The following is a 24,187-nucleotide window of genomic DNA, read 5'->3' as shown; positions in this document are numbered from 1 at the left end:
AATTTATTAAATCATTGATTTTATTGGATTATTTACCTATTGAAACACAATAACCCAGGGCATTTTGCCACCTGCGGAAACGCCCCACAGCACTGGAAATCACTTTCTCAGTGGTGCACGACGACCCGCCCTAAATAGCCGTCGCACCGCCATCCACGGCCAATGCCTGGCCAGTGGTGAACGCCGCGCCATCGCTGCACAGATACAGCACCGCGCTGGCGATTTCCCCGACCGTGCCAATGCGCCCGACCGGGTGCATGGCGGCGGCAAACTCGGCCTTGCGCGGGTCGGCTTCATAGGCACGACGGAACATGTCGGTGTCGATCACCGCCGGGCACACGGCGTTGACGCGGATTTTCTTTTTCGCGTACTCGATGGCTGCCGACTTAGTCAGGCCAATCACCGCATGCTTGGACGCCGCATAAATACTCATCTTCGGCGCAGCCCCCAACCCCGCCACCGACGCGGTATTGACGATCGCCCCACCGCCCTGGGCCAGCAGCAACGGCAACTGATACTTCATGCACAACCACACGCCCTTGACGTTGACCCCCATGATGGCGTCGAACTCATCCAGGGTGCCATCGGCCAACTTGCCCTGTTCAATCTCGATGCCGGCATTGTTGAACGCATAGTCCAGGCGACCATAGCTGTTCAGCACTTGCTGCATCAGTTGCTGCACATCCGCCTCCAGGGTGACGTTGCAGCGCACGAACAACGCCTCGCCGCCCGCCTCGCGGATCAACGCGACGGTGCCCTCACCGCCCGCCACATCCAGGTCGGCGACCACGACCTTCAAGCCTTCGTTGGCGAATGCCAGCGCCGTGGCGCGGCCGATACCGTTGGCAGCGCCGGTGACCAGGGCGACCTGGCCGGAAAACGTCATGCTCATTGCTTATATCCTTGGATGAATGCCCGTGGGCCCAGCATAGCCAGGGCCTGGCGCCACGCGTCAGCACTATCAGAGGGCCGGTTGAGCGCCCATGCACGGCAGTGATAAGCCTGCCGGGCCCACTATCAAGCCAGCCTATCGCCGGGCATTCGCAGGTATCGGCCGACCTTGCTCCTGGCGCCTGGAAGGTCTATCACTTGAGGTTCATTTATCCAGAGTCCTTGCCATGACTGCCCAGACCAACCGCCAATTCCTGCTTGCCAAACGCCCGGTCGGTGCGGCCACGCGGGACACCTTCACCTACCAGGAAGTGCCGGTGGGCAACCTGGCGGACGGCCAGGTGCTGGTGCGCAACGAATACCTGTCCCTCGACCCGGCCATGCGTGGCTGGATGAATGAAGGCAAGTCCTACATCCCGCCGGTTGCCATCGGCGAAGTCATGCGCGCCTTGGGCGTAGGCCAGGTCATCGCCTCGAACACGCCGAAATTCGCGGTCGGGGACTACGTGAATGGCGCCCTGGGTGTACAGGATTACTTCCTCGGCGAGCCGCGCGGTTTCTATAAGGTCGATCCGAAACTGGCGCCGCTGCCGCGCTATCTGTCGGCGCTGGGCATGACCGGCATGACCGCCTACTTTGCCCTGCTCGACACCGGCGCGCCCAAGGCCGGCGATACCGTAGTGATTTCCGGCGCCGCCGGGGCGGTGGGCAGCATTGCCGGGCAGATCGCCAAGATCAAAGGCTGCCGCGTGGTAGGGATTGCTGGCGGCGCCGACAAGTGCAAGTTTTTGCTGGATGAACTGGGGTTCGACGCGGCCATCGACTACAAACACGAAGACGTGCCGGCGGCCCTCAAGCGCGAATGCCCAAAAGGCGTGGACGTGTATTTCGATAACGTCGGCGGCGATATCCTCGACGCCGTGCTCAGCCGCCTCGCGTTGAAGGCGCGGGTGGTGATCTGCGGGGCCATCAGCCAGTACAACAACAAGGAAGCCGTGAAGGGGCCGGCCAACTACTTGTCACTGCTGGTCAATCGGGCGCGCATGGAAGGGTTTGTGGTGATGGACCATGCGGCGAACTTTGCCGCCGCCGGGCAGGAAATGGCCGGTTGGATGGCGCAAGGCAAGCTCAAGAGCAAGGAAGATATTGTCGCGGGACTGGAGACGTTCCCTGAAACGCTGATGAAGCTGTTCAACGGCGAGAACTTTGGCAAGTTGGTGCTGAAGGTCAACTGACACCCCACAGCGCCCTTGTGGGATCGAGTGCCAAGCGGCACACCGTAAGCAACTGTGGGAGCTGGCTTGCCTGCGATAGCATCACCTCGGACTGACTGAAAAACCGAAGTGCCTGCATCGCTGGCAAGCCAGCTCCCAGATTTTTAGCGCAAAGGCATCAGGCGATTTCGGCAACCACCGCCGCCAGGGCCTTGGCCGGATCGGCCGCCTGGCTGATCGGACGACCGATCACCAAGTAATCAGAACCCGCATCCAGCGCCTGGCGCGGCGTAAGAATCCGCCGCTGATCGTCCTGGGCGCTGCCCGCCGGACGAATCCCCGGGGTCACCAGTTGCAGCGTAGGATGGGCAGTCTTCAACGCCTGGGCCTCCAGCGCCGAACACACCAGGCCATCGAGGCCGGCTTTCTGCGCCAGGGCCGCCAGACGCAGTACTTGCTCCTGGGGCTCGATATCCAGGCCAATACCGGCCAGGTCCTCACGCTCCATGCTGGTCAGCACGGTCACACCGATCAGCAACGGCTTGGGACCGCTGCGCTGATCCAGCACCTCACGGCACGCGGCCATCATGCGCAGGCCGCCGGAACAGTGGACGTTGACCATCCACACGCCCATCTCGGCCGCGGCCTTGACCGCCATCGCGGTGGTGTTAGGGATATCGTGGAATTTCAGGTCGAGGAACACCTCAAAACCCTTGTCACGCAGGGTGCCGACGATTTCTGCGGCACAACTGGTGAACAGCTCCTTGCCGACCTTGACCCGGCAGAGCTTGGGGTCCAACTGGTCAGCCAGCTTCAGTGCGGCGTCACGGGTGGGGTAATCCAGGGCGACGATGATAGGAGTCTGGCAGACGGACATTGGAATGGGCTCTCAGGCAAGTCGAAATCGGCGCGGATTGTAGCGCAAGCAGCGGCTTTGCGGGATCCGATGATCGGTAAATCCTCGGCAAGCGCCTATTTTTCTGGGAGAACCGACTAATATTTCAAAGTAGATACATTCACGACACGCCTGCAACATGCCCCGACAGTAGCCTCGCCCGCAGGTGACGGCAAAAACGTGACTACCCGGGACCTAGCCATTGCCGGCTCCTGCAAAGGATCAGCTCACCTTGTCCTCGCGACGAACCTGCGCCTGAGTCGCGCTCCAATCCGTCAACAGGCTATACGCCACCGCCAACAAGGTCGGCCCGATAAACAAGCCGATAAAGCCAAACGCGATCAAGCCACCAAATACCCCCAGCAACACGATCACCAGTGGCAGGTTACCGCCGCGGCTGATCAGGTAGGGCTTGAGCACGTTGTCTACGCCACTGATGATGAATGTGCCCCAGACGCCGAGGAACACCGCGTAGGTGTAATCGCCCTTCCATACCAACCAGGCCGTGGCCGGGATCCAGACCAGGGGCGGGCCCATGGGGATCAGGCTGAGCAGGAAGGTGACGATGCCCAGCACCAGTGCCCCGGGCACGCCGGCAATCAGGAAGCCGATCAGTGCCAGCAATGCCTGGGCGGCGGCGGTGCCGATCACGCCGTTGACCACCCGTTGCACCGTACCGGCCACCAGGTCGATGTAGTAGCCGGCGCGATCACCGATCAAACGCTCCAGCAGCCGGTGAACGAACATCGCCAGGCGTGGCCCGTCGCGGTAGAAAAAGAATACAAACACCAGGCTGAGGGTCAGTTCGAGGATGCCGCCGCCGATCTGCGCGCTGCGGGCCAGCAGCCAGTTGCCGACCTGCCCCAGGTAGGGCTTGATCGTGACCATCAAAGCCGCGCCCTGCTGGTCGATACTGTCCCACATGGCCACCAGCCGCTCTCCCACAAACGGGATCGAGCCCAGCCAGCTAGGTGCTTCGGGCAGGCCGTCGACCTGGAGGTCCTTGATCAGCGCCACAGCATCGCGCACATGGTCGGCCAGGTTGAAGCCCAACCACACCAGTGGCACTGCCACCAGCAACATCCAGCCCAAGGTCAGGATCCCCGCTGCCAGGGACTCGCGGCCGCCCAGGGCGCGGGTCAACAGGCGCATCAGCGGCCAGCTGGCAAACGCCAGCACCGCGCCCCAGAACAGCGCCGACCAGAACGGCGCCATCACCCAGAAACTGGCACCAAACAGCACCAGGAGCAGGATCTGCACCAGCAGGCGATCATTGTTGAGCATGTGCTTTCTCGAAAAGAAGTCTGTTGAGGGAGAGCTTAGGCGAACGGCGCGGGTCCGTTCGCCCTGGAACGATCAGCGGATCACTTGCAGATGCAGGCCCTGGGTCTCGCCAGTAGCGGTTTCCAGGCGCGCCGCACGCACGCCCTTGTCGATCAGGCCCTGGCGCCAGGCTTCAGCGTTGGGTCCGCTCAAACTGACCCGCAAGGTGGTGTCGAGGTTCAATCCACGGGAAATCAGGGTCAACCATGTTGCGTCGGGCTCAGCCCCCAGCAAAGGGAAATCCAGGTCGCCGGTGCTTTTCAGTTCGCGCAGCAGTGTGGCAGAGGTCGGCAGCAATTGCCCCAATGGCGCGCTGGCGTCCATTTGCTCAACATGCAGGTAAGCCCGGCGATTGCCGCGGGTGATGCCGTACAGCGCCACCAGAGAGTTGTCCTGAGGGGCGGCCAGGCGCAGCAAGAGGAATTCCTGCTGGCCATCGGCGCCGACCAGCTTGGCATTGCCCAACACTTCATTGGCCCAGAGGCTGCTTTCGCCACAATCACGGGCCTGGCACCAGAACAACAACTGCGCGCCCTGTTCTTGCAACGCCTCGCGCGTGGCTTTGAAGGCCGTGCTGGAACTGTGCTCGGCAGGCAGTTCATAGGTGATGGCGGTTACTTGGCCACGGGCCGTGGCCTGACCGTCGTAGCGCAACTTGCCACTGATCTTGCGGATCGCGCCCATGGGGTAGATGCGTTCTTTTTCTTCGGTGGGACGGTAGTCGACAATCTGCGCATCCACCTGACGGGCCACGCTGGGCAGATCCTGGCTTCCCGGTAGATCAGCAGCGAAGACCAACGGGCTGATGCAGCACAGCCCAAGCACACGGATAATTCCCTTGGCACTACTCATCGGATCGGTGCGCCTTGGCCGGTGGATGCCTTCGCGGTATTCGGATTGTTCATGGTTGACTCCCTTTCAATCCGCCCAGCCTCGACAGTTGCCCCCGCCAAGTCAAGGCGCGGTGAAGAACCGATTGAAACAGTCTGCAACAAGAACCGCTCCCGACTCGTCATTCAGGTGCAAATGATGGCCACCTGCAAGGGTGGTGACAGTGAACGGCACCTGCGCAAGCAGCTCGGGATGTTTGGCCAGCATGCCTTCTTGCGCGACCACCAACTGTGCAGGGCACGCCACTCGACGCACGAAGGCCATGGCCTGTTCTTCCGTCAGGCGTATTGGCGAGGCCAGGGTCAGGCGGCTGTCACTGCGCCAGGTGTAGCCGCCCGGCACTGGCATCAAGCCGCGCTGGGCCAGGAGTTCCGCGGCTTCACGGCTGACGGCCACCACGCCTTTCATTCGCGCTTCCACCGCCCGGTCGAGGGTGCCGTACACCGGTTTGCGTTTGTCCTGCAGGTTGATTTGCGCCTGCAGGGCCATGCCCAGGCGCTCGGCGGGGTCCTCGCCGGTGGCGGTCGGAGGGATCACGCCGTCGATCAATGCCAAGTGCGTCACGCGCTCCGGCATGGCCCCGGCCAGCACCGTGGAAACGACTGCCCCCAGGGAGTGACCAAGTAATGCAAAACGTTTCCAGCCCAGCTGTTCGGCCACTTGCAGCACATCAAACACGTAATCCCACAAGGCGTACCCCGCCCCAGCCGGGCGGTGGGCCGAGTGGCCGTGACCGGCCATGTCCAGGGCGACAATGCGCAAACCCTGCAGCTTGGGCGCCAGGCGCGCAAAGCTGTTGGCGTTGTCCAGCCAGCCATGCAGGGCGATCACCGGCAGGCCGTCTTCCGGGCCGAACAGATGGGCCGCCAGCTCAATGTGCGGCAGGCTCAGGCGCACTTCTTCGACAGGCGTGGTCATGCGCAACTGCGCTCGCGGGCTTCCCAACGGGTAAACAGGTTCTTGATCAGGGTCGCCGTGTCCTGCGGCCGCTCCAGGGGAAACATGTGGCCGCCGGGCATGGTCAGCATCTCGCCCATGGGTAGGCGTGCGACGCCGCTGGCGTGATGGCGCATCACCACCCGGCTCTGCCGGCCGCGTACTACGGCCAGTGGCACTTTCAATTGGCGGGTCTGGCCGGGGCTGGTGTGTGGCACGCCCCGATAAATGCTGATTTCCGTGGCCGGGTCGAACCGCAGGCGCAGGCGATCGCCGACCTGGTGCAGACCATGTTGCAGGTAGGCCTCCAGGCAGTCCGGGTCAAACCCGCGAAACAGTGTCTTGCCGGAAAAATACTGACGCGCGGCGTCCAGGTCGCTGAACTCTTCGCGCCGGCCCAGGGTGCGGCCAGCCGGGGTCAGGCGGTCGATCAGGCCAAAACGCTTGGCCGCGCGGATCACCCAGCGGTCGGCCAGGGTCAGCACCGGCGAGTCGAGCATCACCACCCCGCGATACAACTGCGGGCAACGCAGGGCCGCGTGCAAATGCAGCACCCCGCCCAATGAGTGGCCGACGCCCCACACCGGCTCCGGTTGCTGCTCCAGGTGGTGGATCAGTTCGTCCACCAGGTTCTGCCAATTGTCATCCACCGGAAACCGCGGGTCGTGGCCGTGCTGCGACAGGTGCGCCACCGCGTACTCCGGGGCCAGGGCATCGAACAATTTGCCGTAGGTCGCCGAAGGAAAGCCATTGGCATGAGTGAAAAACACATGTTGCGACATAACCAACCCATCATCCAAAACAGAATTCGATTGTCCTCACGCCTGGCCGCTACAGCAATGACTGTAACTGCCAGGAATGATGACACTCACGCCACACCTATCGCGCCGGCGGGTTCTCGCCCAGGGGCACCACGGCCATGGTCAGACGCGACACACAACTGGCCTTGCCCTCGTCACTGGTCAGGCGGATGTCCCAGACATGGGTGGTGCGCCCGATGTGGATCGCCCGGGCCACCGCCGTCACCCGCCCGGAACGCAGGCCGCGCAGGTGGTTGGCGTTGATTTCCAGGCCCACGCAATAGAACTTGCTGGCGTCGATACACAGGTAGCTGGCCATGGAGCCAACCGTTTCGGCCAACACCACCGAGGCCCCACCGTGCAGCAGGCCATAGGGTTGATGGGTGCGGTGGTCGATCACCATGCTGGCGGTCAGGGACTGGTCGTCGAAGGTCTCGAAACGGATATCCAGCACTTCACCAATGGTGTTTTTCTGGATGGCATTGAGTTGTTCGATATTGGGGAGGGTGCGCCACAGGCTCATTGCAGTGTCCTTGTTGATTTTATTTGGGTGCTCAATCCTGCCACAGCACTGCCTCGGAACGTGCGCTCCAGGCCTGGAACTGTGGGCCGTAGGTTGACTCGATCACGTTGCGCTTGATCTTCAGGGTCGGTGTCAGAAAGCCGTTTTCCACGGCCCAACTGTCTTTCACCACCACCAGTTGACGCAAGCGCTCATGTTTATCCAGCACCTGGTTGACCTCTTCCAGCAGGCGCTCCAGGCTGCCATGCAAAGATTGCCGGGCCTCGCCGGCGGCCTCCTGCTGGCCCACTGCAGACAGCACGCACAAACCCATCGGCGCGCTCAGGCCATCACCCACCACACACACCTGCTCAATGCGCCCGTGCTCCGCCAGGCGGTTTTCGATGGGGGCCGGGGCGACGTACTTGCCCTTGCTGGTCTTGAAGATCTCCTTGAGCCGCCCGGTCAGGCGCAGGCGGCCTTCGGCATCCTGCTCGCCCTTGTCGCCGGTACGCAGGAAGCCGTCTTCGGTGAGGGTCTCGGCAGTCTTCTGCGGGTCCTTGAAGTAACCGAGCATGGTCGCGCCGCTGCGCACCTGGACTTCACCGGCCGGGTCAATGCGCACCTCCACGTCCGGGCACGGCAGGCCGATCCAGCCAATCTTCTGCTGGCCGGGGCGACAGACATGGGAATAACCACAGCTTTCGGTCATGCCATACACCTCCAGCACATCCAGGCCCAGGCGCAGGTACCAGCGCAGCAACGCCTCGGGCACCGGCGCCGCGCCGGACAGGGCCACCCGCACCGCGTCCAGGCCAAGCCCGGCGAGCACCTTGCGCCCGACGCGCTTGCCGATAAATGGCAGACGCAATAGCAGCTCCAGGCGTTTTTCCGGGATTTTGCCGTACACCCCCATCTGGAACTTGGTCCAGATGCGCGGCACGCCGAACAAGGCCGTGGGCCGGGCGCGTTGCAGGTCGGTGAGGAAGGTGTCGAGGCTTTCGGCAAAAAACACCGTTTGCCCGGTGTAGATCGCAGCCATCTCGACAAACATGCGCTCGGCCACATGGCACAGCGGCAGGTAGGACAGCAGCCGGTCGCCCTCCCCCAGGCCGAACAGCTCGGTGCCTCGGGTTGCCGCAAACGCCAGGGCGCCGAAGGTGTGCATCACGCCTTTGGGCAGGCCGGTAGTGCCGGAGGTGTAGATGATGGTGGCCAGGTCCGTGGCAGCCGGCGCCGGGTCATCCTGGATCGGTGAGCAGGCCTGCAGGTCGGCCCAAGTGAAGTCGAACGGGCCCTCGGGGCACAGCGGCAGGCTGATGGTCGCAAGCCCGGCCTTGATGCCTGGGGCCATGGCCGGCCAGTCGTCGAGCTTGCCGATAAACACCAACGCCGCCTCGGAGTGCTCCAGCACGTGGGCCACGGAGTCGGCGGTGAGGTTGGGGTACAGCGGCACCGAGACATGCCCGGCCATCCAGATCGCCAGGTCGGCGATAATCCAGTGCGCGCAGTTTTTCGAGATCAGGGCAATGTGCGAGCCCTGGGGCAACTCCCGTGCCCGCAGCCAATGGGCGGCGCAACGGGCCTGGTGGCCGACCTCGCCCCAGGTGAGGGTCTGCACCTCGCCGCCACCCGTGGGCTGGACCAGGAAGCGCTGGCGCGGATGGCGCGCCTCACGTTCAAAGAAGACCTGCAGCGGCAAACGAAAAGCGACAGACATGGGACGCGCTCCTGTGTGTTCCGATGGTAGCCAACCAAGCACTTGCTTGGTGGACTATTCCATGCACACAGGAGCACTGCAAGTCGCTTGCAGGCAGAATGCAATCAAACTGTGGGAAAGGGCTTGTGTGGGGGTGGGCTTACTCGCGAATGCGGAGTGTCAGCCAATACATTCATTGACTGATGCACCGCATTCGCGAGCAAGCCCGCTCCCACAGTTGATTGTGTTGTGCCTTAAAAATCAGGGGTTTTTCACGTTGTTGAGGCTCATCAGCCCCGCCAGCGGGAAGTCCCCTTCCAGCTCCGCCAGGCTGGCGGTGTGCATCGGTTGCGGCTGGCGCTGGTGCCCGTGCTGCAAAAAGCTGATCAGATTGCCCACCAAAGGCTGATGGCTGACCAGCAGCACATTGTCATCGGTGTCGAGTTTTTCCAGGACTTGCAGGGGGTTGCCGTCCGGCGTCAGCCACGACACGGTGCGGATTTCTGGCACAAACCCCAACGCCTCGCGCACCAACTGGGCAGTCTGTTGCGCCCGCACATAAGGGCTGGCGATGATCGCGCTGATGGGCTGGCCGATCAGGTGCGCGGCGCTGTGCAGCACTTCTTCGCGGCCACGCTCGGTCAGGTTGCGCTGGGCATCGCTGGGTGCATGGGACTCGGCTTCACCGTGACGCAACACCCACAGCTTCATAGCTTGGGCTCCTCATCGCGCACCGGGTGCGGGGCTGGCGGCACGCTGTGGGCGGCTTCGCCTTCCGGGGCACGCGGGGTTGGCCAATCGGCAAAGGGCCAGGGTTTCTGCTCGCTGTGGAAGCTGCCAAAACGGCCAATCTGCGCGAGGAACTGGCTGAGGCTGTCGCCAAAGTTCATCAGGCCCAGGTTCGGTGCGCCGTAGATCAGGCGGTAGATCAATTGCACCACCACCAACGCCCCGAGGATGAACTGCGCTACTTGCCAGACCAGGGCAAACACCAGCATCCACAGGATGCGCAGGGCAATGGATTCATACTTGGGTGCTGCTTTCGGATCGTTCATCGCGGGTTCCTCAGTTGAAACCACTGGTGGAAATAAAGTCGACATCAGTCTTGGGCTCGGCACGCATCAGCAACTCGATGACCTGGTTCAAGGTGCGCCCTTCGAACAGGATCGCGTGCAGGCCGGCGACCAACGGCATATAGACCCCGGTTTCCTGGGCCTTGGCCTTCAGTACTTTGAGAGTATTGACCCCTTCGGCCACTTCACCCAGGCGGGTGACGGCATCTTCCAGGCTCAGGCCCTGGCCCAGGGCGAAACCGACCTGATAGTTGCGGCTTTTCGGTGACGAACAGGTGACGATCAAGTCGCCCACCCCGGCCAGGCCAAGGAAGGTCATGGGGTTGGCGCCCTGGTTGACTGCAAAGCGGGTCATTTCCGCCAGGGCGCGGGTAATCAGCATGCTCTTGGTGTTTTCCCCCATGCCCAGGGCCACCGCCATGCCGGCGATGATGGCGTAGACGTTTTTCAACGCGCCGCCCAGTTCTACGCCAAAGCGGTCAGCACTGGCATAGACACGGAAGGTACGGCCGTGCAGCACGGCCTGCACCTGTTCGCACAGGGCCTCGTCTTCACTGGCGACCACCGTCGCGGTCAAGGCATGTTCAGCCACTTCCCGCGCCAGGTTCGGCCCGGAGAGCACACCAATGCGCGCCTGGGGCGCGATTTCTTCGAGGATTTCGCTCATCAGCTTGAAGGTCTGGGCCTCGATACCTTTGGTCAAGCTGACCAGCATCTTGCCCGCCAGCCGCTCGGCGTGGGGCGCCAGCACCGAGCGCAGGGCACTGGAGGGCAGCGCAACGAAGCACAGGTCGCAGTCATTCAGGGTGGCCTGCAGGTCCGTGACCGGCGTGACCGCAGCGTGAATCTTGATGCCCTTGAGGTAACGGGGGTTTTCGCGGTTGACCCGGATGGCCTCGGCCTGTTCGGGATCGCGCATCCACTGGCGCACCTGATGGCCGTTTTCGGCCAGCAGATTAGCCACGGCGGTACCAAAACTTCCGCCTCCCAGGACCGCAATTGGGCGCTGTTCAGTCATATGCAATCCGTTAATCCATAAGCAGTGGCGATGGCGGCATTATACGGGCCGGCCAGACGGCGACCAGCCCTTCTGTGTTTTCCGCATTTGTCGGAAAATGGCCGAATAGACCACAGTAATTGCGATGGTGCCGACTGGCAAAAGCGCCCGCCTCAGTTAACATGGGCGGCTATCCGCAATTATCAAGGCCGTGCCGTGTATTTGGGCCCTCCTCCTCGTTCATCTCTGTTTCTGGCGCTGTTGGTCAGCACGCCGTTGCTGGCCGACGATCTGTTCCTCGACAACCAGCCACTGCCCCAGGTCCTGACGGCGACCCGACTCAAGCAGTCGGCCGCCGCCGTACCTGGCAGCATGACGGTGATCGACAGCGAACTGATCAAGGCCAGCGGCGCGCGGGATATCGCCGAGTTGCTGCGCCTGGTGCCGGGGATGATGGTGGGCTACACCTCGGGCAACCAGGCTGCCGTCAACTATCACGGCACCAACGCCAGCGAAGCGCGGCGCATGCAGGTGCTGATCGACGGCCGCTCGGTGTACCGCGCCGGCCTGGCCACGGTGGACTGGAGCGATATTCCGGTGGCCATGGAGGATATCGAGCGGATCGAGGTGTTCCGTGGGCCCAATACCGTCAGCTACGGCGCCAATGCGCTGATGGCGGTGGTCAATATCCTCACCCGCTCGCCGGCCAACAGCCAGGGCACCCGGATGAAAATGATCCGGGGCGAGCGCGGGATCAACGATTGGTATGCCAGCCAGGGCCTGGGCTGGGACACCGGCAACCTGCGGCTGTCGCTGTCCGGGCAGCAGGATGACGGCTTTGACAGCGACCGCGTGGGTGCCGACTACCGCGACAGCCGGCGCCTGAGCCGCTTCAGCCTGAAGGTCAGCCAGACCCTCGACCAGCAGCAAAGCATCGACTGGCAGATCAACGCCAAGGAAGGGACCAACCAGCGGCCATACACCTACAAGCCGGTATTTGCCGGGATTACCGATGGCGGTACCGATTCCGACGTCAGCGCCAAGGACTACGCCGCCTCCCTGCGCTGGAACTTCGATTTCAATCCCGACCACAGCCTGTATATCCAGGGTTCGGCGCAGCAATGGGATCGCCGGCAGATCTGGAAGGCCTGTGATGCCAAGGTCTCGTTCAGCCCGCAGTTGACGCAACTGTGGCAAATGAACCCCAACTACGCTGAAAAGTTGGCGCGGCACATAAAGGATTTTGAAAACGGCAGCCCACCACCCGGCTCCCCTGCCGAGCAGGCATTGGCCGAAGAAGTCCTGAAACAATGGAATGAAGGCGGCAAGGAAAGTGTCTGCGGCAATATCGACCAAAGCACCAAGGAAAGCCGCTACGACCTGGAAGTGCAGGACACCCTGAGCCTGTCCGACAGCCTGCGTCTGGTCAGCGGCATGAATTACCGCTACGACCGCGCCGACTCCGACACCTACTTCAATGGCCGGCTGGACGACACCACCTGGCGCCTGTTCGGCCACCTCGAATGGCGCGCCAGCGAACACTGGCTGTTGCAGGGCGGGGCGATGTATGAAAACACCCAACTGAGCGATAGCTCGCTGACGCCCAGGGTCGCGATCAACTATCTGATCAACCCGCGCCACGGGCTGCGGGCGGTGTACTCCGAAGCCATCCGTTCGCCGGACATGTTCGAGAACAACGTCAATTGGAGCTATAAGGTCACGAACCTCAGCTCCCCCACCTACGGGCAGAACGCCGGCCAGTATTTCGTCAAGACCCGGGGCCCGGGCGACCTCGACAGGGAACTGATGCGCTCCCGGGAACTGGGCTATAACGGCTTTTTTGCGGATATCGGGCTGAACCTTGACGTCAAACTGTTCTATGACGAAATCACCGGCATGATCAGCGAGCCCCTGCGCAATAACCAGTACATCGCCAGTAACAGTAACAGCTCGCGGTTTACCGGCACCGAAACCCAGCTGGACTGGCACCTGAGCGCCGCCGACCGCCTGCGCCTGACCTATGCTTACGTGGATGCCCACGCCAGCAACGCGCTGGACCGGCAACAGACCGCGCGCAACAGCGGCTCGGCCGGCTGGATGCGCGAGTGGGGGCAAGGCTGGTCCAGCGCGTTGTTCTATTATGGCAACGATGCACTCAACCAATATCGCTTTGAACGGGTCGATATGCGGGTCGCCAAACGCATCGCCCTGGGCAAGGCCAACTTGGAGCTGGCCGGCATGCTGCAACAACGCCTTGACCGCCAGCCCACTACCCATGTCGACAATAACTACGACCAGCGCCATGTCCTCTACTTCAGCGCGGAGCTAGAGTTCTGACATGAACCCTGCCCAGTCAAGGATGACCGCCCTCTTCCGCGCCAAGTTCTGGCGCCGCTGCCTGCTGCTCGTCAGCCTGGCATTGGCCGTGCCCGCGTGGAGCGCCGAAATCCTGCTGACCGCCGCCGAGGATGGACCCGGCGTGCAGGCATTCACCCAGGCCCTGCGCGAACAGCGCCCCGCCGATAGCGTCACCTTCAAGGCCCTGCAAGACATGCCCGCCCCCGGCCAATTACCGACCAGCACCCGCCTGATCCTGCTGGACCTGCCGAGCCTCGACTGGCGCCTGCAGGACCCCCAGGGCCCGGCCACCCTGGTGCTGCGCATCAGTCGCCTGCAAGCCCGCGAGCGCCTGGGCAGCCATGTGCCCGGCAAGATCAGCCTGCTGTGGAGCGATCCGCCCCTGGACCGGCAGCTGCGCCTGATCGCCAATATCCTGCCCCAGGCCCGGCGCATTGGCGTGCTGTACGGTAGCGACAGCGAATTCCTGCTGCCGGAACTGCGCCAGCATGCCGCAGCCCTGGACCTGGAAATCGTCGCCCAGCACTGGGACAACATTAATGACAGCCGCCCGCTGCTCAGCCTGTTTAAAAACAGCGATGTGTTGCTGGGGCTGGATGATCCCCAACTGTACAACCCGAAAACCGTGAAAAACCTGCTGTTGAGCAGCTACGCCAGGCAACTGCCACTGATCGGCCCCAATGCCGGCTTCGTGCGGGCGGGCAGTCTGGCCAGTACCTACAGCGATCAGGCCGACTGGCTGAATGTGCTTGACCGCCTGCTTGATCACGCGCCGGCCGGCTGGCCGCGCTCGCTGTACCCGGAACACTTTAAAGTCGTGGGCAACCCGCAAGTGGCGCGCTCGCTGGGGATCGAAGTGGTGGACGAGACCACCGTCGCAACCCGATTGGCCGAAGGGGAAAAACACCCATGACCTTGGTTCGCCGCTGGGATATCAACACCCGCACCCAGATCATCACCCTGGGCCCGGCCCTGTTACTGACGCTGCTACTGATCAGCTTCTTTACCTTCGTACGGATCCAGGACTTGCGCCAGGAACTGGACCACACCGGCCAACTGATCGCCAACCAGTTGGCCCCGGCCACCGAGTACGGGGTGATCTCCGGCAACAATGACGTGCTCGACAGCCTGCTGCGGGCGACGCTGGCCACGCCCCATGTGCGTTTCCTGGAAATCCAGGACAGCGCGGAAAACATCCTGGTGTATGTCGAGCAGCCGTCGGAAAAGCACGACCGTTCGCTGTCGGTGAAAGTTTTCCAGGCGCCGATTCGCCTGCAGCATATCCAGTTGGGCAACGATTTTTTCCAGGACAGCACCGCGCAGCCCAAGGCGCCACAGGCCGACTATCTGGGGCGGGTGATTGTCGGCATGTCCAATGACGCCTTCAGCCAGCGCCAACAGGAAATCCTTTTCAAGGCTGGGATCCTCGCGCTATTCGCCCTACTGTTCACCTTCCTCCTGGCGCGACGCCTGGCCGCCAGCCTGTCGCAACCGATCAGCGCCATGGGCCATGCGGTCAACGCGATCCAGCAGGGTGATTACAAGACCCCGCTACCGATTGTCGACGACTCCGAGCTGGGCGACCTGTCACGGCATATCAACAACCTTGCCGAAGGCCTGCACCATGCCAGTCGCGAACAGCAGCAGGCCATGGCCCAGTTGATCCAGACGCGGGAGGAAGCCGAGCGCGCCAACAGCGCCAAATCCGACTTCCTGGCGATGATGAGCCATGAACTGCGCACGCCGATGAATGGCGTACTGGGCATGCTGCAACTGCTCGAAACCACCGCCATGACCGACGAGCAGACCGAGTACGCCGCGCTGGCCTCGGAGTCCACCGAGCACCTGCTCAAAGTCATCAACGATATCCTCGATTTCTCGCGTATCGAACGCTCGGCCCTGGAGCTTGAGCATATTCCGTTCAACCTGGTGGACCTGATCAACAGCTGCGCCCAGGCCTTCCAGCACAGCGCCATACAGCGCGGGCTGGTCCTGGAGTTGTCGATCCCGCCGGGCATGGAAGCGCTGCGCGTGCAGGGCGACCCGACGCGGATCCGGCAGATCCTGGTGAACCTGATCGGTAATGCGCTGAAATTCACCGAGCAAGGCACGGTCAGCGTCGAGCCGAACTGGCAGACCCTGGACCACGAACTGCTGTGGTTCACCTGCACCGTGCGCGACACCGGGATTGGTATTTCGGCCGAGCGACTGGAACTGATGTTCGACGCCTTTCAACAGGCGGACAGCTCTATCTCCAGGCGTTACGGCGGCACCGGCCTGGGCCTGCCGATTGCCCGGACCCTGGCCGAGCGCATGGGTGGCACCTTGCGCGCCCAGAGCGACGAAGGCCTGGGATCGGTGTTTACCCTGGAAATCCCCCTGGCGATCTGCCAGCAGAGCCTGCCGCAGATTGCTCCGGACGCGCAGCACAAAGCCGGCGCCGGTGAAGGCCGCCATGTGTTGCTGGTGGAGGACAACCCGGTCAACCGCACCGTGGTCCAAGCCATGCTGCGTAGCCTGGGGTTTGAGGTGAGCGTCGCCACCGACGGCGCCGAAGCGATCCGCAGTGCCGAGAGCCTGATCTTCACCGCGATCCTGATGGATTGCCGGCTGCCGGTGATCGACGGCTATGACGCCACCCGCCAGATCCGCCAATTGCCCGGCTGCGCCGACCTGCCGATCATTGCCCTGACGGCCAATGCGCTACAGGGCGATCGCGAAGCCTGCCTGGCCGCCGGAATGAACGATTACCTGGCCAAGCCGTTCAAACGCACGGATTTGCAGCAAATCCTACAGCGCTGGGTGCATTAGATGGGCAGCATCAGCCAACTGCGACTGGCGTGAAAGACGAAAGTGCGGCAGTCTTAGGCACCCGAGCGGGCCTATAAATGAGTCCGGTTTAAAATTTCAGTGCACAAGTGTACATTCATGTCCTTGATGCTGTGACTTTCACTACAACGCAATAGTCTACCTGTAGGCTGCCGACGTGAGGCAAGCACGCTTCAGTCGGTCGGGAAGATTTACCCGGCCCTGCCGCATGGGATTATTGAGGAGCTCGCATGACCAAACAAAACGCCTTTACCCGGGAAGACCTGCTGCGCTGCAGTCGCGGTGAGCTGTTCGGCCCAGGTAACGCGCAACTGCCCGCCCCCAACATGCTGATGGTGGATCGCATCACCCTTATCAGCGAAGAGGGTGGCAAGTACGGCAAAGGTGAATTGGTCGCCGAGCTGGATATCACCCCGGACCTGTGGTTCTTCGCCTGCCATTTCGAAGGCGATCCGGTGATGCCGGGCTGCCTGGGCCTTGATGCCATGTGGCAGCTGGTCGGCTTTTTCCTCGGCTGGCAAGGCCTGCCAGGTCGCGGTCGTGCCCTGGGTTCGGGCGAAGTGAAGTTCTTTGGCCAGGTCCTGCCGACCGCCAAGAAAGTCACCTATAACATTCAAATCAAGCGCGTCCTCAAGGGCAAGCTGAACCTGGCCATCGCCGATGGTTCGGTGAGCGTCGACGGTCGCGAGATCTATACCGCCGAAGGCCTTCGCGTCGGCGTGTTCACTTCCACTGACAACTTTTAAGGGTTATCCGCATGCGCCGCGTCGTTATCACTGGTCTGGGCATCGTTTCGTGCCTGGGCAATGACAAAGAGACCGTCTCCGCTAACCTGCGTGCAAGTCGCCCTGGCATCCGCTTCAACCCGGAATATGCCGAAATGGGTCTGCGTAGCCAGGTTTCCGGCTCCATCGACCTTCCCCTCGAAGAACTGATTGATCGCAAGATCTATCGCTTCGTTGGCCATGCCGCAGCTTATGCCTACCTGGCCATGAAAGACGCGATTGCCGACTCCGGCCTGAGCGACGACCAGGTGTCCAACGTCCGCACCGGCCTGATCGCCGGCTCCGGCGGCGCGTCGACCTTGAACCAGATGGAAGCGCTGGACATCCTGCGCGAGAAAGGCGTCAAGCGCGTTGGCCCGTACCGCGTCACGCGGACCATGGGCAGCACCGTTTCCGCGTGCCTGGCCACGCCCTTCCAGATCAAGGGCGTGAACTACTCGATCTCCTCCGCCTGCGCCACCAGTGCTCACTGCATTGGCACTGCGGTCGAGCAGATCCAGTTGGGCAAGCAGGACATCGTGTTCGCTGGTGGCGGTGAAGAAGAGCACTGGAGCCAATCGTTCCTGTTCGACGCCATGGGCGCATTGTCCACCCAGTACAACGAAACCCCGGAAAAAGCCTCCCGTGCCTACGACGCCAAGCGTGACGGTTTCGTCATCGCCGGCGGTGGCGGCATGGTGGTGGTCGAGGAGCTGGAACACGCTCTGGCCCGTGGCGCGAAAATCTACGCGGAAATCGTCGGCTACGGCGCGACTTCCGACGGCTACGACATGGTCGCGCCAAGCGGCGAAGGTGCCATCCGCTGCATGCAGATGGCCATGGCCACCGTTGATACCCCAATCGACTACCTGAACACCCATGGCACCTCCACTCCGGTGGGCGATGCCAAGGAAATGGAAGGCGTGCGTGCGGTATTCGGCGACAAGGCTCCGGCCATCAGCTCCACCAAGAGCCTGTCGGGTCACTCCCTGGGCGCCGCAGGCGTTCACGAAGCGATCTACTGCCTGCTGATGATGGAAGGCAACTTCATGGCCGGCTCCGCCAACATCGACGAGCTGGACCCAGCCGTTGCCGATATGCCGATCCTGACCAAGACCCGTGAAGATGCCACCATCAACACGGTCATGAGCAACAGCTTCGGCTTCGGTGGCACCAATGCCACCCTGGTGCTCAAGCGCTGGCAGGGTAAGTAATACCCCGCAGGTTGTGCTTATGAAAACGCCCCGACTGGTTCGGGGCGTTTTTTATGGGGTGGGGTTAACTTTAGACCGCGTCGGCTTCATCGCAGGCAGGCCAGCTCCCACATTGATCGCATTCCAACTCGGTCGAGTGTGGGCTTGCCTGCGATGGCGGTCTTCAGCCCTACACCGAAAACCTCGCCACCATGGTGTTCAGATCCACCGCCAAGCGCGATAACTCCTGGCTCGCCGAACTGGTTTGATTCGCCCCTGCCGACGTCTGCATCGACAGGTCGCGGATATTCATCAGGTTGCGATCCACCTCCCGCGCCACCGCTGCCTGCTGCTCCGAGGCGCTGGCAATCACCAGGTTGCGCTCGTTGATCAGGGTAAACGCCGAGGCAATCTCCTCCAACGCCGTGCCCGCTGACTTGGCAATCTCCAGGGTCGCACGCGCCCGGCCATTACTTTGTTGCATGGAACTGACCGCCTGATCGGTGCCCTGCTGAATCCCGCCGATCATCTGTTCGATTTCCTGGGTCGATTGCTGGGTGCGATGGGCCAAGGCCCGCACTTCATCGGCGACCACCGCAAAACCACGCCCGGCCTCGCCGGCCCGCGCCGCCTCGATCGCCGCATTCAACGCCAGCAGATTGGTCTGCTCGGCAATGGAGCGGATCACATCCAATACCTTGCTGATGCCGTACACCTTCTGCGCCAAATCCTCGACCTGGGTGGCATTGGCGGTCACATCGTCGGCCAGTGACTCGATCGACAGCACCGTCTGGTGTACCTGTTCGCGCCCGTGCTGGGCAATGCGATCGGATTCGCGCGAGGCCTGTGAGGTAGCTACCGCGTTACTGGCCACCTCCTCCACCGCCGCCGTCATCTGGTTGACCGCCGTGGCGGCCTGTTCGATTTCCTGGCTTTGCTGGTGCAGGCCACGGGTGGCGTCTTCGGTGACCGAACTGAGCTCCTCGGAAGCGGAAGCCAGTTGGCTGGAGGACTGGGAAATACGCTGGATGGTCTCGCGCAGGTTTTCCTGCATGCCCTTGAGCGCCTGCTGCAGGCGCGCTGGCTCGTCCTTGCCGCTGACGGTGATCTCGCCGGTCAAGTCGCCGCTGGCCACCCCTTGGGCGACCCTCAGCGACTGCGCCAGTGGCGACACGATGCTGCGGGTCAACAACACGGCCAGGCCGATGGTAATCAGCGCAGTCAGGGCAATCATGCCGATCACCCCTATCCGGGATTGACTGAACACTTGCTGGGCCAGTGCCGCCGCCTGATTGGCGCTGACCTTGTTGAGAGTGACCAATTCGCCCAGGGTACCGGCCATGGTATCGGCCAGATGATTCATCTCGCCATTGACCACCTCGATCGCATCTTCCAACTGGTTCTGCCGGGACAACGCCATGACCTGCTCCTGGCGTTGCAGGTACTGTTGCTGCTCAACCTTGAAGCGGTCGAACAGTACCTGGTCTTCGGGCAGCACAATCAACGCTTCATACAGCAACTGCGCGGTGTGCAACTGCTTTTTGATTTCGAGGATTTTTTGCTCATTCTGCGCCACCGCCTGAGGGTCGCGATTGACCAGCAGGCGCAGGGTCAAAGCGCGTATGCGCAGCAGATCCTGACTCATTTCACCGGCCGCCATCACACTGGGCAGCCAGTTGGTTTCCACCTGGTCGGACTGCTCGCGCATATTGGCCATTTGCAGCAAGGCGAACCCGCCCAGCACAAATACCATCAACGCCACCAATCCAAAACCCAGGCCTGCACGCGGAGCGATATTGAGACTTCTGATACTCATTGCGCTGATTCCTTTCAAGAGCGCTGCATCCACCTGCAGCGAGTTGCTCTTGAAAGGTATCGGCGTCTTCGGCTTTTTGCGTAAGACGAAAACGCGATATCAAAACGCCTTTATCTACTGAGTCTATTAGTGTAGCGATTCAGCGCACGGTAAAGCTCTTCTGGGTCAGCAGGCGATCACCCTGGAACACCATGAACCGCCACTCGCCCGGCACCACTTCGTGGCTTTCGGTGAACTCGTAGGCCATCACGTCCTGAGGCGCACCGGGCACCAGTTTCTGGGTCACTTCGAACTTGTCATGCCGCTGGCCATCGGCCGTGCGGATGCCTGGAGTGAAGTAGAGCAAAGTCAGCGGCGTGTCTTCGGCCACCTTGCCGAGCAACTGGTAACGCAGGCCAAACTTGGTCCCCAGCTTGGCCGGCACTACGGTGGTGGCCTGGATCTGCTCGTTGCTACGGCGCAACACGCGCTCGCCCGATTGCAGCTCGGCTTTCGGGCCTTCGAATACGCCGAATTCCACCGGGCCTTCGATACGGACTTCGGCACTGGCCAGGCCGCTGATCATCATCAATGCCGCCAGGGCGCTTAAACGGGTGAGGTGCATAGTGGGCTCCTTGAGTGAGATGGCGGGAGCTTATGACACCGGTATGACGGGACGATGACAAACCCGATCAACGCGCCTTGGGCAAAATCGCCAGGAAATTGTCCCGTGCGACTTTTCGCGCAACGTCTTCAGGCAAGGCATCGAGGAAGGGATTAAAGCTGCGCATCTCCTTACCCAACTTGTTGAACCGCCCTACTACATCAGACCCCAGCATAAAGCGCTCCGGGAAGCGCTCTACCAGCGCCAGCCATTGCGGACGGGGCTTTCCCGCCTCGTCCAGTAAATACGGGGTGAGCACACTCCAGGACAGGTCGATGTACAGGTTGGGATAGGCCTCCAGCATGCGGCTCAAGGTCGGCAACAGGAAGTCCAACTGCGTCTGGTGCCGGTGGATCTCCATGCTGGTGCCGGCATGGGCCCAGATAAACCGGGTATGCGGATGATTACGCAGTGGCTCTTCGATCTCCGCCAGGTACAAGGGGTTGCGCTCGCGCTTGGAGGTGATGTTGGAGTGCACCAGCACCGGCAGGTCATTTTCGGCGGCCAGGTGATAGATCCGCGTCATGGCCTCGTTATTGGCCCGAGGTGTGTCACCGGAGGTCAGCGCAGTCAGGTCATCATGGCGGGTGAAGACTTCGCCAATGCCCTGCCACAGGCCCGGATACAGGTCGAGCATGCGCTGGATATGGGCCTCGGAGTTCTTGTCGTTGGGGTTGAAGCCGCTGAGGAACGGGTGGAAATGCTGGCGCTGTTCGGGGGCCAGCTCGCTGACGGCTGCCGCGACGATTACATCGGTGGCGCTATACCAGTAGGCACCCGCGTCATCTCCGGCGTAATAGCGTGGGCGCTTGGGTTCGTCTTCGTGCCACTTCTTCGCAACCGGGACGCCGGAAATCATCACATGCTCGATGCGATTATCGGCCATGGCCTTGAGCAGCTTGTCCATGCCGGCCGTCTCCTGGAAGAAGTCGACGTAATGCAGGTGCGCGTCGCTGTAGGCATAGTCGCGGGCGTGTACGGTAAGGCTGCTGGCGGCGAGCAACAGGGCAAGACTCAGGCGGGTCCAGGGCACGATACAACCTCAATAAGGGATTAGTCAGGTAGACCAGCGGCGGCCTGCCGGGGTTCAGCCGATAAAAACACGGAACACTCAGGTGCCAGCATGCTCTATAACTGCATGATCTTCATCCTGCCACCCTGTGAGGTTTACCATGCCTGTTATCGTTAATACGCTGAACACCGAGAACTTTCGCCATAGCGTCAACATCAATAACCATGAGCTGTTTACCGACCTGCCCAAGAGCCTGGGTGGCGACGACTCGGCGCCCTCGCCCCACGATTACTTCGACGCCGCGCTGGCCTCATGCAAGGCCCTGACCGTCAAACTGTATGCGCAGAAAAAGGACATCCCCCTGACCGGCGTGACCGCGGAAGTCACCCACGACAGCACCGAGGAGCAAAAGGGCAAGTACAAGCTCAACGTCAAGCTGACCCTCAAGGGTGTGCTCACCGATGAGCAACGCACTGAGCTGCATCGCGTGGCCGACAAATGCCCGGTGCATAAACTGATGACCACCGCCGAGATCAGCATCGAGACCAAACTCGCCGAAGGTGCGTTCAGCCAGTAACACCGATTCCCTGCCTGGCGGGTTATGCTCAAGCCCTACAAACCCGCTCAGACAGGGATGCTCCATGACCACCGTGACTGTGATCCGCCCGCGCGCCGAAGATGTCGAAGGCCAGCCCATCCTGCGCCCGCTGCCCTCGCGGGAATGCCGTAGCGTCGGGCCCTTCGTGTTTTTCGACCATATGCTCCAGACCCGCTATGCCCCTGGCAGCGGCATGAATATCCGCCAGCATCCGCATATTGGCTTGTCCACCCTCACCTACCTGTTTGAAGGCGAACTCCTGCACAAGGACAGCCTTGGCTCCAATCAAGTGGTACAGGCCGGTGACGTCAGCTGGATGACCGCCGGCAGCGCCATTGCCCACGTCGAACGCACACCCGACGCGCTCAAGGCCAAGGGGTTCGATCTGCATGGCCTGCAAGTGTGGCTGGCCTCGCCCAAGGCACACGAGCAAGGGCCGGGGCATTACAGCCATCACCCTGCCGCCAGTTTGCCGGTCAGTGACAACCTCGGGGTGGTGATCCGCATGATCGCCGGCAGTGGCTTTTGCCTGGAATCACCGGTGCCAGTGCTGTCACCGACGCTGTATGCCGAGGTCCATATGCAAACCGCCACCACCCTGCTGATTCCGGATGAGCATGTGGAGCGGGCGGTGTATGTGCTGGAAGGTGATGCGCAGCTCGAGGGCGAACCCGTGGAACCCCATAGCCTGGTGGTGCTGCCGGCGGGCCAGAGCATGGCGCTGTTTGCCGAGACCGACTGCCATCTGGTGGTCTTCGGCGGTGCGCCACTGGATGGGCCACGGCGGATCAACTGGAATTTTGTCGCCAGTGACCCGGCATTGATCGAACAGGCTCGCCAGCGCTGGGCGGCCGGGGATTGGCCGACAGTGCCGGGCGAGGCAGGGAGAATTGAGCTGCCTCTGAGATAGCTATCGCGGGCAAGCCCGCCCTCACACTTGGAATGCCCTCCAACATGTGCGGGCTTGCCCGCGATGGGGCCAACTCAGGCGCTAAATATTCAGCCCTTGAACACTTCATCCAACAAATTATGCATCGCCTGGAACGCTCGCCCAGCGGTCTTGGCGTCGTACATCATCTTGCCCGGCACATTCGCCTGCGGGTCAGTGAACGAATGCACCGCGCCACCGTAGCTCAGCAATTGCCAATCCACCCCGGCCGCGTTCATCTCGTCTTCAAAGGCAGGCAACTGCTCTTTGGGCACCAACGGGTCAGAAGCGCCATGCAGCACCAGCACCGAACCCTTGATGTTCTTCGCGTCTGCCGGGTTGGGCGTGTCGAGGGTGCCATGGAACGACACCGCCGCCTTCAGCGGCGCGCCGGTACGCGCCAGCTCCAGAGAGCAGCAACCGCCAAAGCAGAAGCCAAAGGTCGCCAGCTTCGAGGTATCGACAGCCGCTTCGGCCTGGCCTTGCAGTTGTTCAAGGGCCGCCTGCATGCGCTTGTTGAGCAGCCCACGGTCATTCTTCAACGGCATCATTGCCGCGCCGGCTTCATCACCGTTCGACGGGCGCACCTGTTGCCCGTATAGATCGGCGATCAACACCACATAGCCCTTGCCGGCCACGGCCTTGGCGATCTCTTCGGCGCCTGCGCTGACCCCCATCCAGTTCGGCGCCATCAACAGGCCCGGCAGCGGGCCCTGGTGGCTGGCATCGAAGGCCAGGCGGCTTTCATAAGACTGGCCATCAATCTGATAGACCACGGAACGCACGGTGACTTGGCTCATCATTTTCTCCGGTTGATATCCATGA

At 62.0% G+C, this 24,187-nt stretch carries 22 protein-coding genes and 2 pseudogenes; 8 read left to right on the top strand and 16 right to left on the bottom strand.

What is annotated here, in order from left to right; translation table 11 throughout:
• Nucleotides 1-130: 130 nt before the first annotated feature.
• Nucleotides 131-892, bottom strand: a complete 762-nt coding sequence (locus tag PSH73_RS07835; RefSeq protein ID WP_120732284.1) for an SDR family oxidoreductase — start codon at nt 890-892, stop codon at nt 131-133.
• Nucleotides 893-1,118: 226 nt separating this feature from the next.
• Here PSH73_RS07835 and PSH73_RS07830 point away from each other — a divergent pair, with 226 nt between their 5' ends.
• The gene (locus PSH73_RS07830; protein WP_120732282.1) at nt 1,119-2,126 is read left to right on the top strand and encodes an NADP-dependent oxidoreductase; all 1,008 of its coding nucleotides are present in this window, start codon (nt 1,119-1,121) and stop codon (nt 2,124-2,126) included.
• A 157-nt stretch (nt 2,127-2,283) separates the two neighbouring features.
• On the opposite strand, the gene pyrF is transcribed toward PSH73_RS07830, so the two are convergent.
• From pyrF to PSH73_RS07780, 10 genes are all read right to left on the bottom strand, one after another.
• Complete coding sequence (gene pyrF / locus PSH73_RS07825) at nt 2,284-2,982, bottom strand: orotidine-5'-phosphate decarboxylase (RefSeq protein ID WP_057438885.1); 699 nt, start codon at nt 2,980-2,982, stop codon at nt 2,284-2,286.
• Nucleotides 2,983-3,222: 240 nt separating this feature from the next.
• Nucleotides 3,223-4,284, bottom strand: coding sequence for an AI-2E family transporter (locus PSH73_RS07820; protein WP_057959002.1), 1,062 nt, complete (start codon nt 4,282-4,284; stop codon nt 3,223-3,225).
• A 72-nt stretch (nt 4,285-4,356) separates the two neighbouring features.
• Complete coding sequence (locus PSH73_RS07815; RefSeq protein WP_057959001.1) at nt 4,357-5,175, bottom strand: DUF4892 domain-containing protein; 819 nt, start codon at nt 5,173-5,175, stop codon at nt 4,357-4,359.
• Between the two features lie 102 nt (nt 5,176-5,277).
• On the bottom strand, nt 5,278-6,132 hold the full coding sequence (locus PSH73_RS07810) for an alpha/beta hydrolase (RefSeq protein ID WP_057438910.1): 855 nt from the start codon (nt 6,130-6,132) through the stop codon (nt 5,278-5,280).
• Entirely contained in the window at nt 6,129-6,932 is an 804-nt protein-coding gene (locus tag PSH73_RS07805; RefSeq protein ID WP_057438882.1) for an alpha/beta fold hydrolase, read from the bottom strand. The genes PSH73_RS07810 and PSH73_RS07805 overlap by 4 nt, the downstream gene beginning before the upstream one ends.
• Before the next feature lie 97 nt (nt 6,933-7,029).
• A complete protein-coding gene (locus PSH73_RS07800; RefSeq protein ID WP_057438881.1) occupies nt 7,030-7,473 on the bottom strand; it encodes a hotdog fold thioesterase in 444 nt (147 codons plus the stop codon).
• A gap of 31 nt (nt 7,474-7,504) precedes the next feature.
• Entirely contained in the window at nt 7,505-9,172 is a 1,668-nt protein-coding gene (locus tag PSH73_RS07795) for an AMP-binding protein (protein ID WP_057958999.1), read from the bottom strand.
• A gap of 240 nt (nt 9,173-9,412) precedes the next feature.
• Nucleotides 9,413-9,862, bottom strand: coding sequence for a phosphohistidine phosphatase SixA (gene sixA, locus PSH73_RS07790; protein WP_057958998.1), 450 nt, complete (start codon nt 9,860-9,862; stop codon nt 9,413-9,415).
• Nucleotides 9,859-10,206, bottom strand: coding sequence for a DUF4389 domain-containing protein (locus PSH73_RS07785; protein ID WP_057438879.1), 348 nt, complete (start codon nt 10,204-10,206; stop codon nt 9,859-9,861). The genes sixA and PSH73_RS07785 overlap by 4 nt, the downstream gene beginning before the upstream one ends.
• Nucleotides 10,207-10,216: 10 nt before the next feature.
• On the bottom strand, nt 10,217-11,242 hold the full coding sequence (locus PSH73_RS07780; RefSeq protein WP_120732278.1) for an NAD(P)H-dependent glycerol-3-phosphate dehydrogenase: 1,026 nt from the start codon (nt 11,240-11,242) through the stop codon (nt 10,217-10,219).
• 195 nt (nt 11,243-11,437) lie between these two features.
• Between PSH73_RS07780 and PSH73_RS07775 the strand changes: the two genes are divergently transcribed.
• The 5 genes from PSH73_RS07775 to fabB all read left to right on the top strand — a co-directional run bounded on the left by PSH73_RS07775 (nt 11,438) and on the right by fabB (nt 18,386).
• Nucleotides 11,438-13,558 carry a TonB-dependent siderophore receptor gene (locus tag PSH73_RS07775; protein ID WP_120732276.1) on the top strand — a complete coding sequence of 707 codons (2,121 nt, stop codon included), beginning with the start codon at nt 11,438-11,440 and terminating at the stop codon, nt 13,556-13,558.
• A 22-nt stretch (nt 13,559-13,580) separates the two neighbouring features.
• Nucleotides 13,581-14,492, top strand: a complete 912-nt coding sequence (locus PSH73_RS07770) for an ABC transporter substrate-binding protein (RefSeq protein ID WP_057958995.1) — start codon at nt 13,581-13,583, stop codon at nt 14,490-14,492.
• Complete coding sequence (locus PSH73_RS07765) at nt 14,489-16,390, top strand: ATP-binding protein (protein ID WP_057958994.1); 1,902 nt, start codon at nt 14,489-14,491, stop codon at nt 16,388-16,390. The genes PSH73_RS07770 and PSH73_RS07765 overlap by 4 nt, the downstream gene beginning before the upstream one ends.
• Before the next feature lie 248 nt (nt 16,391-16,638).
• Entirely contained in the window at nt 16,639-17,154 is a 516-nt protein-coding gene (gene fabA, locus PSH73_RS07760; RefSeq protein WP_057958993.1) for a 3-hydroxyacyl-[acyl-carrier-protein] dehydratase FabA, read from the top strand.
• Between the two features lie 11 nt (nt 17,155-17,165).
• Nucleotides 17,166-18,386, top strand: a complete 1,221-nt coding sequence (gene fabB / locus PSH73_RS07755; RefSeq protein WP_057438874.1) for a beta-ketoacyl-ACP synthase I — start codon at nt 17,166-17,168, stop codon at nt 18,384-18,386.
• Between the two features lie 169 nt (nt 18,387-18,555).
• On the opposite strand, the pseudogene PSH73_RS26975 reads toward fabB, so the two are convergent.
• From PSH73_RS26975 to PSH73_RS07740, 4 genes and pseudogenes are all read right to left on the bottom strand, one after another.
• Nucleotides 18,556-19,152 (bottom strand): annotated as a pseudogene (locus PSH73_RS26975) (methyl-accepting chemotaxis protein); the annotation flags it as partial.
• A 306-nt stretch (nt 19,153-19,458) separates the two neighbouring features.
• Nucleotides 19,459-20,118: pseudogene (locus PSH73_RS26970) on the bottom strand (MCP four helix bundle domain-containing protein); the annotation flags it as partial.
• A 202-nt stretch (nt 20,119-20,320) separates the two neighbouring features.
• The gene (locus PSH73_RS07745) at nt 20,321-20,785 is read right to left on the bottom strand and encodes a DUF3859 domain-containing protein (RefSeq protein ID WP_057438872.1); all 465 of its coding nucleotides are present in this window, start codon (nt 20,783-20,785) and stop codon (nt 20,321-20,323) included.
• Nucleotides 20,786-20,852: 67 nt separating this feature from the next.
• The gene (locus PSH73_RS07740) at nt 20,853-21,857 is read right to left on the bottom strand and encodes an amidohydrolase family protein (RefSeq protein WP_057958991.1); all 1,005 of its coding nucleotides are present in this window, start codon (nt 21,855-21,857) and stop codon (nt 20,853-20,855) included.
• Between the two features lie 139 nt (nt 21,858-21,996).
• Here PSH73_RS07740 and PSH73_RS07735 point away from each other — a divergent pair, with 139 nt between their 5' ends.
• Nucleotides 21,997-22,413 (top strand): OsmC family protein, encoded by a 417-nt coding sequence (locus PSH73_RS07735; protein WP_057958990.1) that lies wholly within the window; start codon nt 21,997-21,999, stop codon nt 22,411-22,413.
• 64 nt (nt 22,414-22,477) lie between these two features.
• Nucleotides 22,478-23,344 carry a pirin family protein gene (locus tag PSH73_RS07730; RefSeq protein ID WP_057958989.1) on the top strand — a complete coding sequence of 289 codons (867 nt, stop codon included), beginning with the start codon at nt 22,478-22,480 and terminating at the stop codon, nt 23,342-23,344.
• Between the two features lie 89 nt (nt 23,345-23,433).
• Here PSH73_RS07730 and PSH73_RS07725 read toward each other — a convergent pair whose 3' ends face one another.
• On the bottom strand, nt 23,434-24,162 hold the full coding sequence (locus PSH73_RS07725) for a dienelactone hydrolase family protein (protein WP_057958988.1): 729 nt from the start codon (nt 24,160-24,162) through the stop codon (nt 23,434-23,436).
• Nucleotides 24,163-24,187: the final 25 nt, after the last annotated feature.

It is taken from the genome of Pseudomonas sp. FP2294, assembly GCF_030687625.1.
GTDB classification, from domain to species: domain Bacteria; phylum Pseudomonadota; class Gammaproteobacteria; order Pseudomonadales; family Pseudomonadaceae; genus Aquipseudomonas; species Aquipseudomonas shahriarae.
This window is presented reverse-complemented; position numbering and strand designations above follow the sequence as displayed.

Excerpts from the sequence above, each read along its gene's own strand:
- PSH73_RS07835 (WP_120732284.1), bottom strand. The coding sequence starts at position 892 with ATGAGCATGACGTTTTCCGGCCAGGTCGCCCTGGTCACCGGCGCTGCC.
- PSH73_RS07830 (WP_120732282.1), top strand. The coding sequence starts at position 1,119 with ATGACTGCCCAGACCAACCGCCAATTCCTGCTTGCCAAACGCCCGGTC.
- pyrF (WP_057438885.1), bottom strand. The coding sequence starts at position 2,982 with ATGTCCGTCTGCCAGACTCCTATCATCGTCGCCCTGGATTACCCCACC.
- PSH73_RS07820 (WP_057959002.1), bottom strand. The coding sequence starts at position 4,284 with ATGCTCAACAATGATCGCCTGCTGGTGCAGATCCTGCTCCTGGTGCTG.
- PSH73_RS07815 (WP_057959001.1), bottom strand. The coding sequence starts at position 5,175 with ATGAGTAGTGCCAAGGGAATTATCCGTGTGCTTGGGCTGTGCTGCATC.
- PSH73_RS07810 (WP_057438910.1), bottom strand. The coding sequence starts at position 6,132 with ATGACCACGCCTGTCGAAGAAGTGCGCCTGAGCCTGCCGCACATTGAG.
- PSH73_RS07805 (WP_057438882.1), bottom strand. The coding sequence starts at position 6,932 with ATGTCGCAACATGTGTTTTTCACTCATGCCAATGGCTTTCCTTCGGCG.
- PSH73_RS07800 (WP_057438881.1), bottom strand. The coding sequence starts at position 7,473 with ATGAGCCTGTGGCGCACCCTCCCCAATATCGAACAACTCAATGCCATC.
- PSH73_RS07795 (WP_057958999.1), bottom strand. The coding sequence starts at position 9,172 with ATGTCTGTCGCTTTTCGTTTGCCGCTGCAGGTCTTCTTTGAACGTGAG.
- sixA (WP_057958998.1), bottom strand. The coding sequence starts at position 9,862 with ATGAAGCTGTGGGTGTTGCGTCACGGTGAAGCCGAGTCCCATGCACCC.
- PSH73_RS07785 (WP_057438879.1), bottom strand. The coding sequence starts at position 10,206 with ATGAACGATCCGAAAGCAGCACCCAAGTATGAATCCATTGCCCTGCGC.
- PSH73_RS07780 (WP_120732278.1), bottom strand. The coding sequence starts at position 11,242 with ATGACTGAACAGCGCCCAATTGCGGTCCTGGGAGGCGGAAGTTTTGGT.
- PSH73_RS07770 (WP_057958995.1), top strand. The coding sequence starts at position 13,581 with ATGACCGCCCTCTTCCGCGCCAAGTTCTGGCGCCGCTGCCTGCTGCTC.
- PSH73_RS07765 (WP_057958994.1), top strand. The coding sequence starts at position 14,489 with ATGACCTTGGTTCGCCGCTGGGATATCAACACCCGCACCCAGATCATC.
- fabA (WP_057958993.1), top strand. The coding sequence starts at position 16,639 with ATGACCAAACAAAACGCCTTTACCCGGGAAGACCTGCTGCGCTGCAGT.
- fabB (WP_057438874.1), top strand. The coding sequence starts at position 17,166 with ATGCGCCGCGTCGTTATCACTGGTCTGGGCATCGTTTCGTGCCTGGGC.
- PSH73_RS07745 (WP_057438872.1), bottom strand. The coding sequence starts at position 20,785 with ATGCACCTCACCCGTTTAAGCGCCCTGGCGGCATTGATGATGATCAGC.
- PSH73_RS07735 (WP_057958990.1), top strand. The coding sequence starts at position 21,997 with ATGCCTGTTATCGTTAATACGCTGAACACCGAGAACTTTCGCCATAGC.
- PSH73_RS07730 (WP_057958989.1), top strand. The coding sequence starts at position 22,478 with ATGACCACCGTGACTGTGATCCGCCCGCGCGCCGAAGATGTCGAAGGC.
- PSH73_RS07725 (WP_057958988.1), bottom strand. The coding sequence starts at position 24,162 with ATGAGCCAAGTCACCGTGCGTTCCGTGGTCTATCAGATTGATGGCCAG.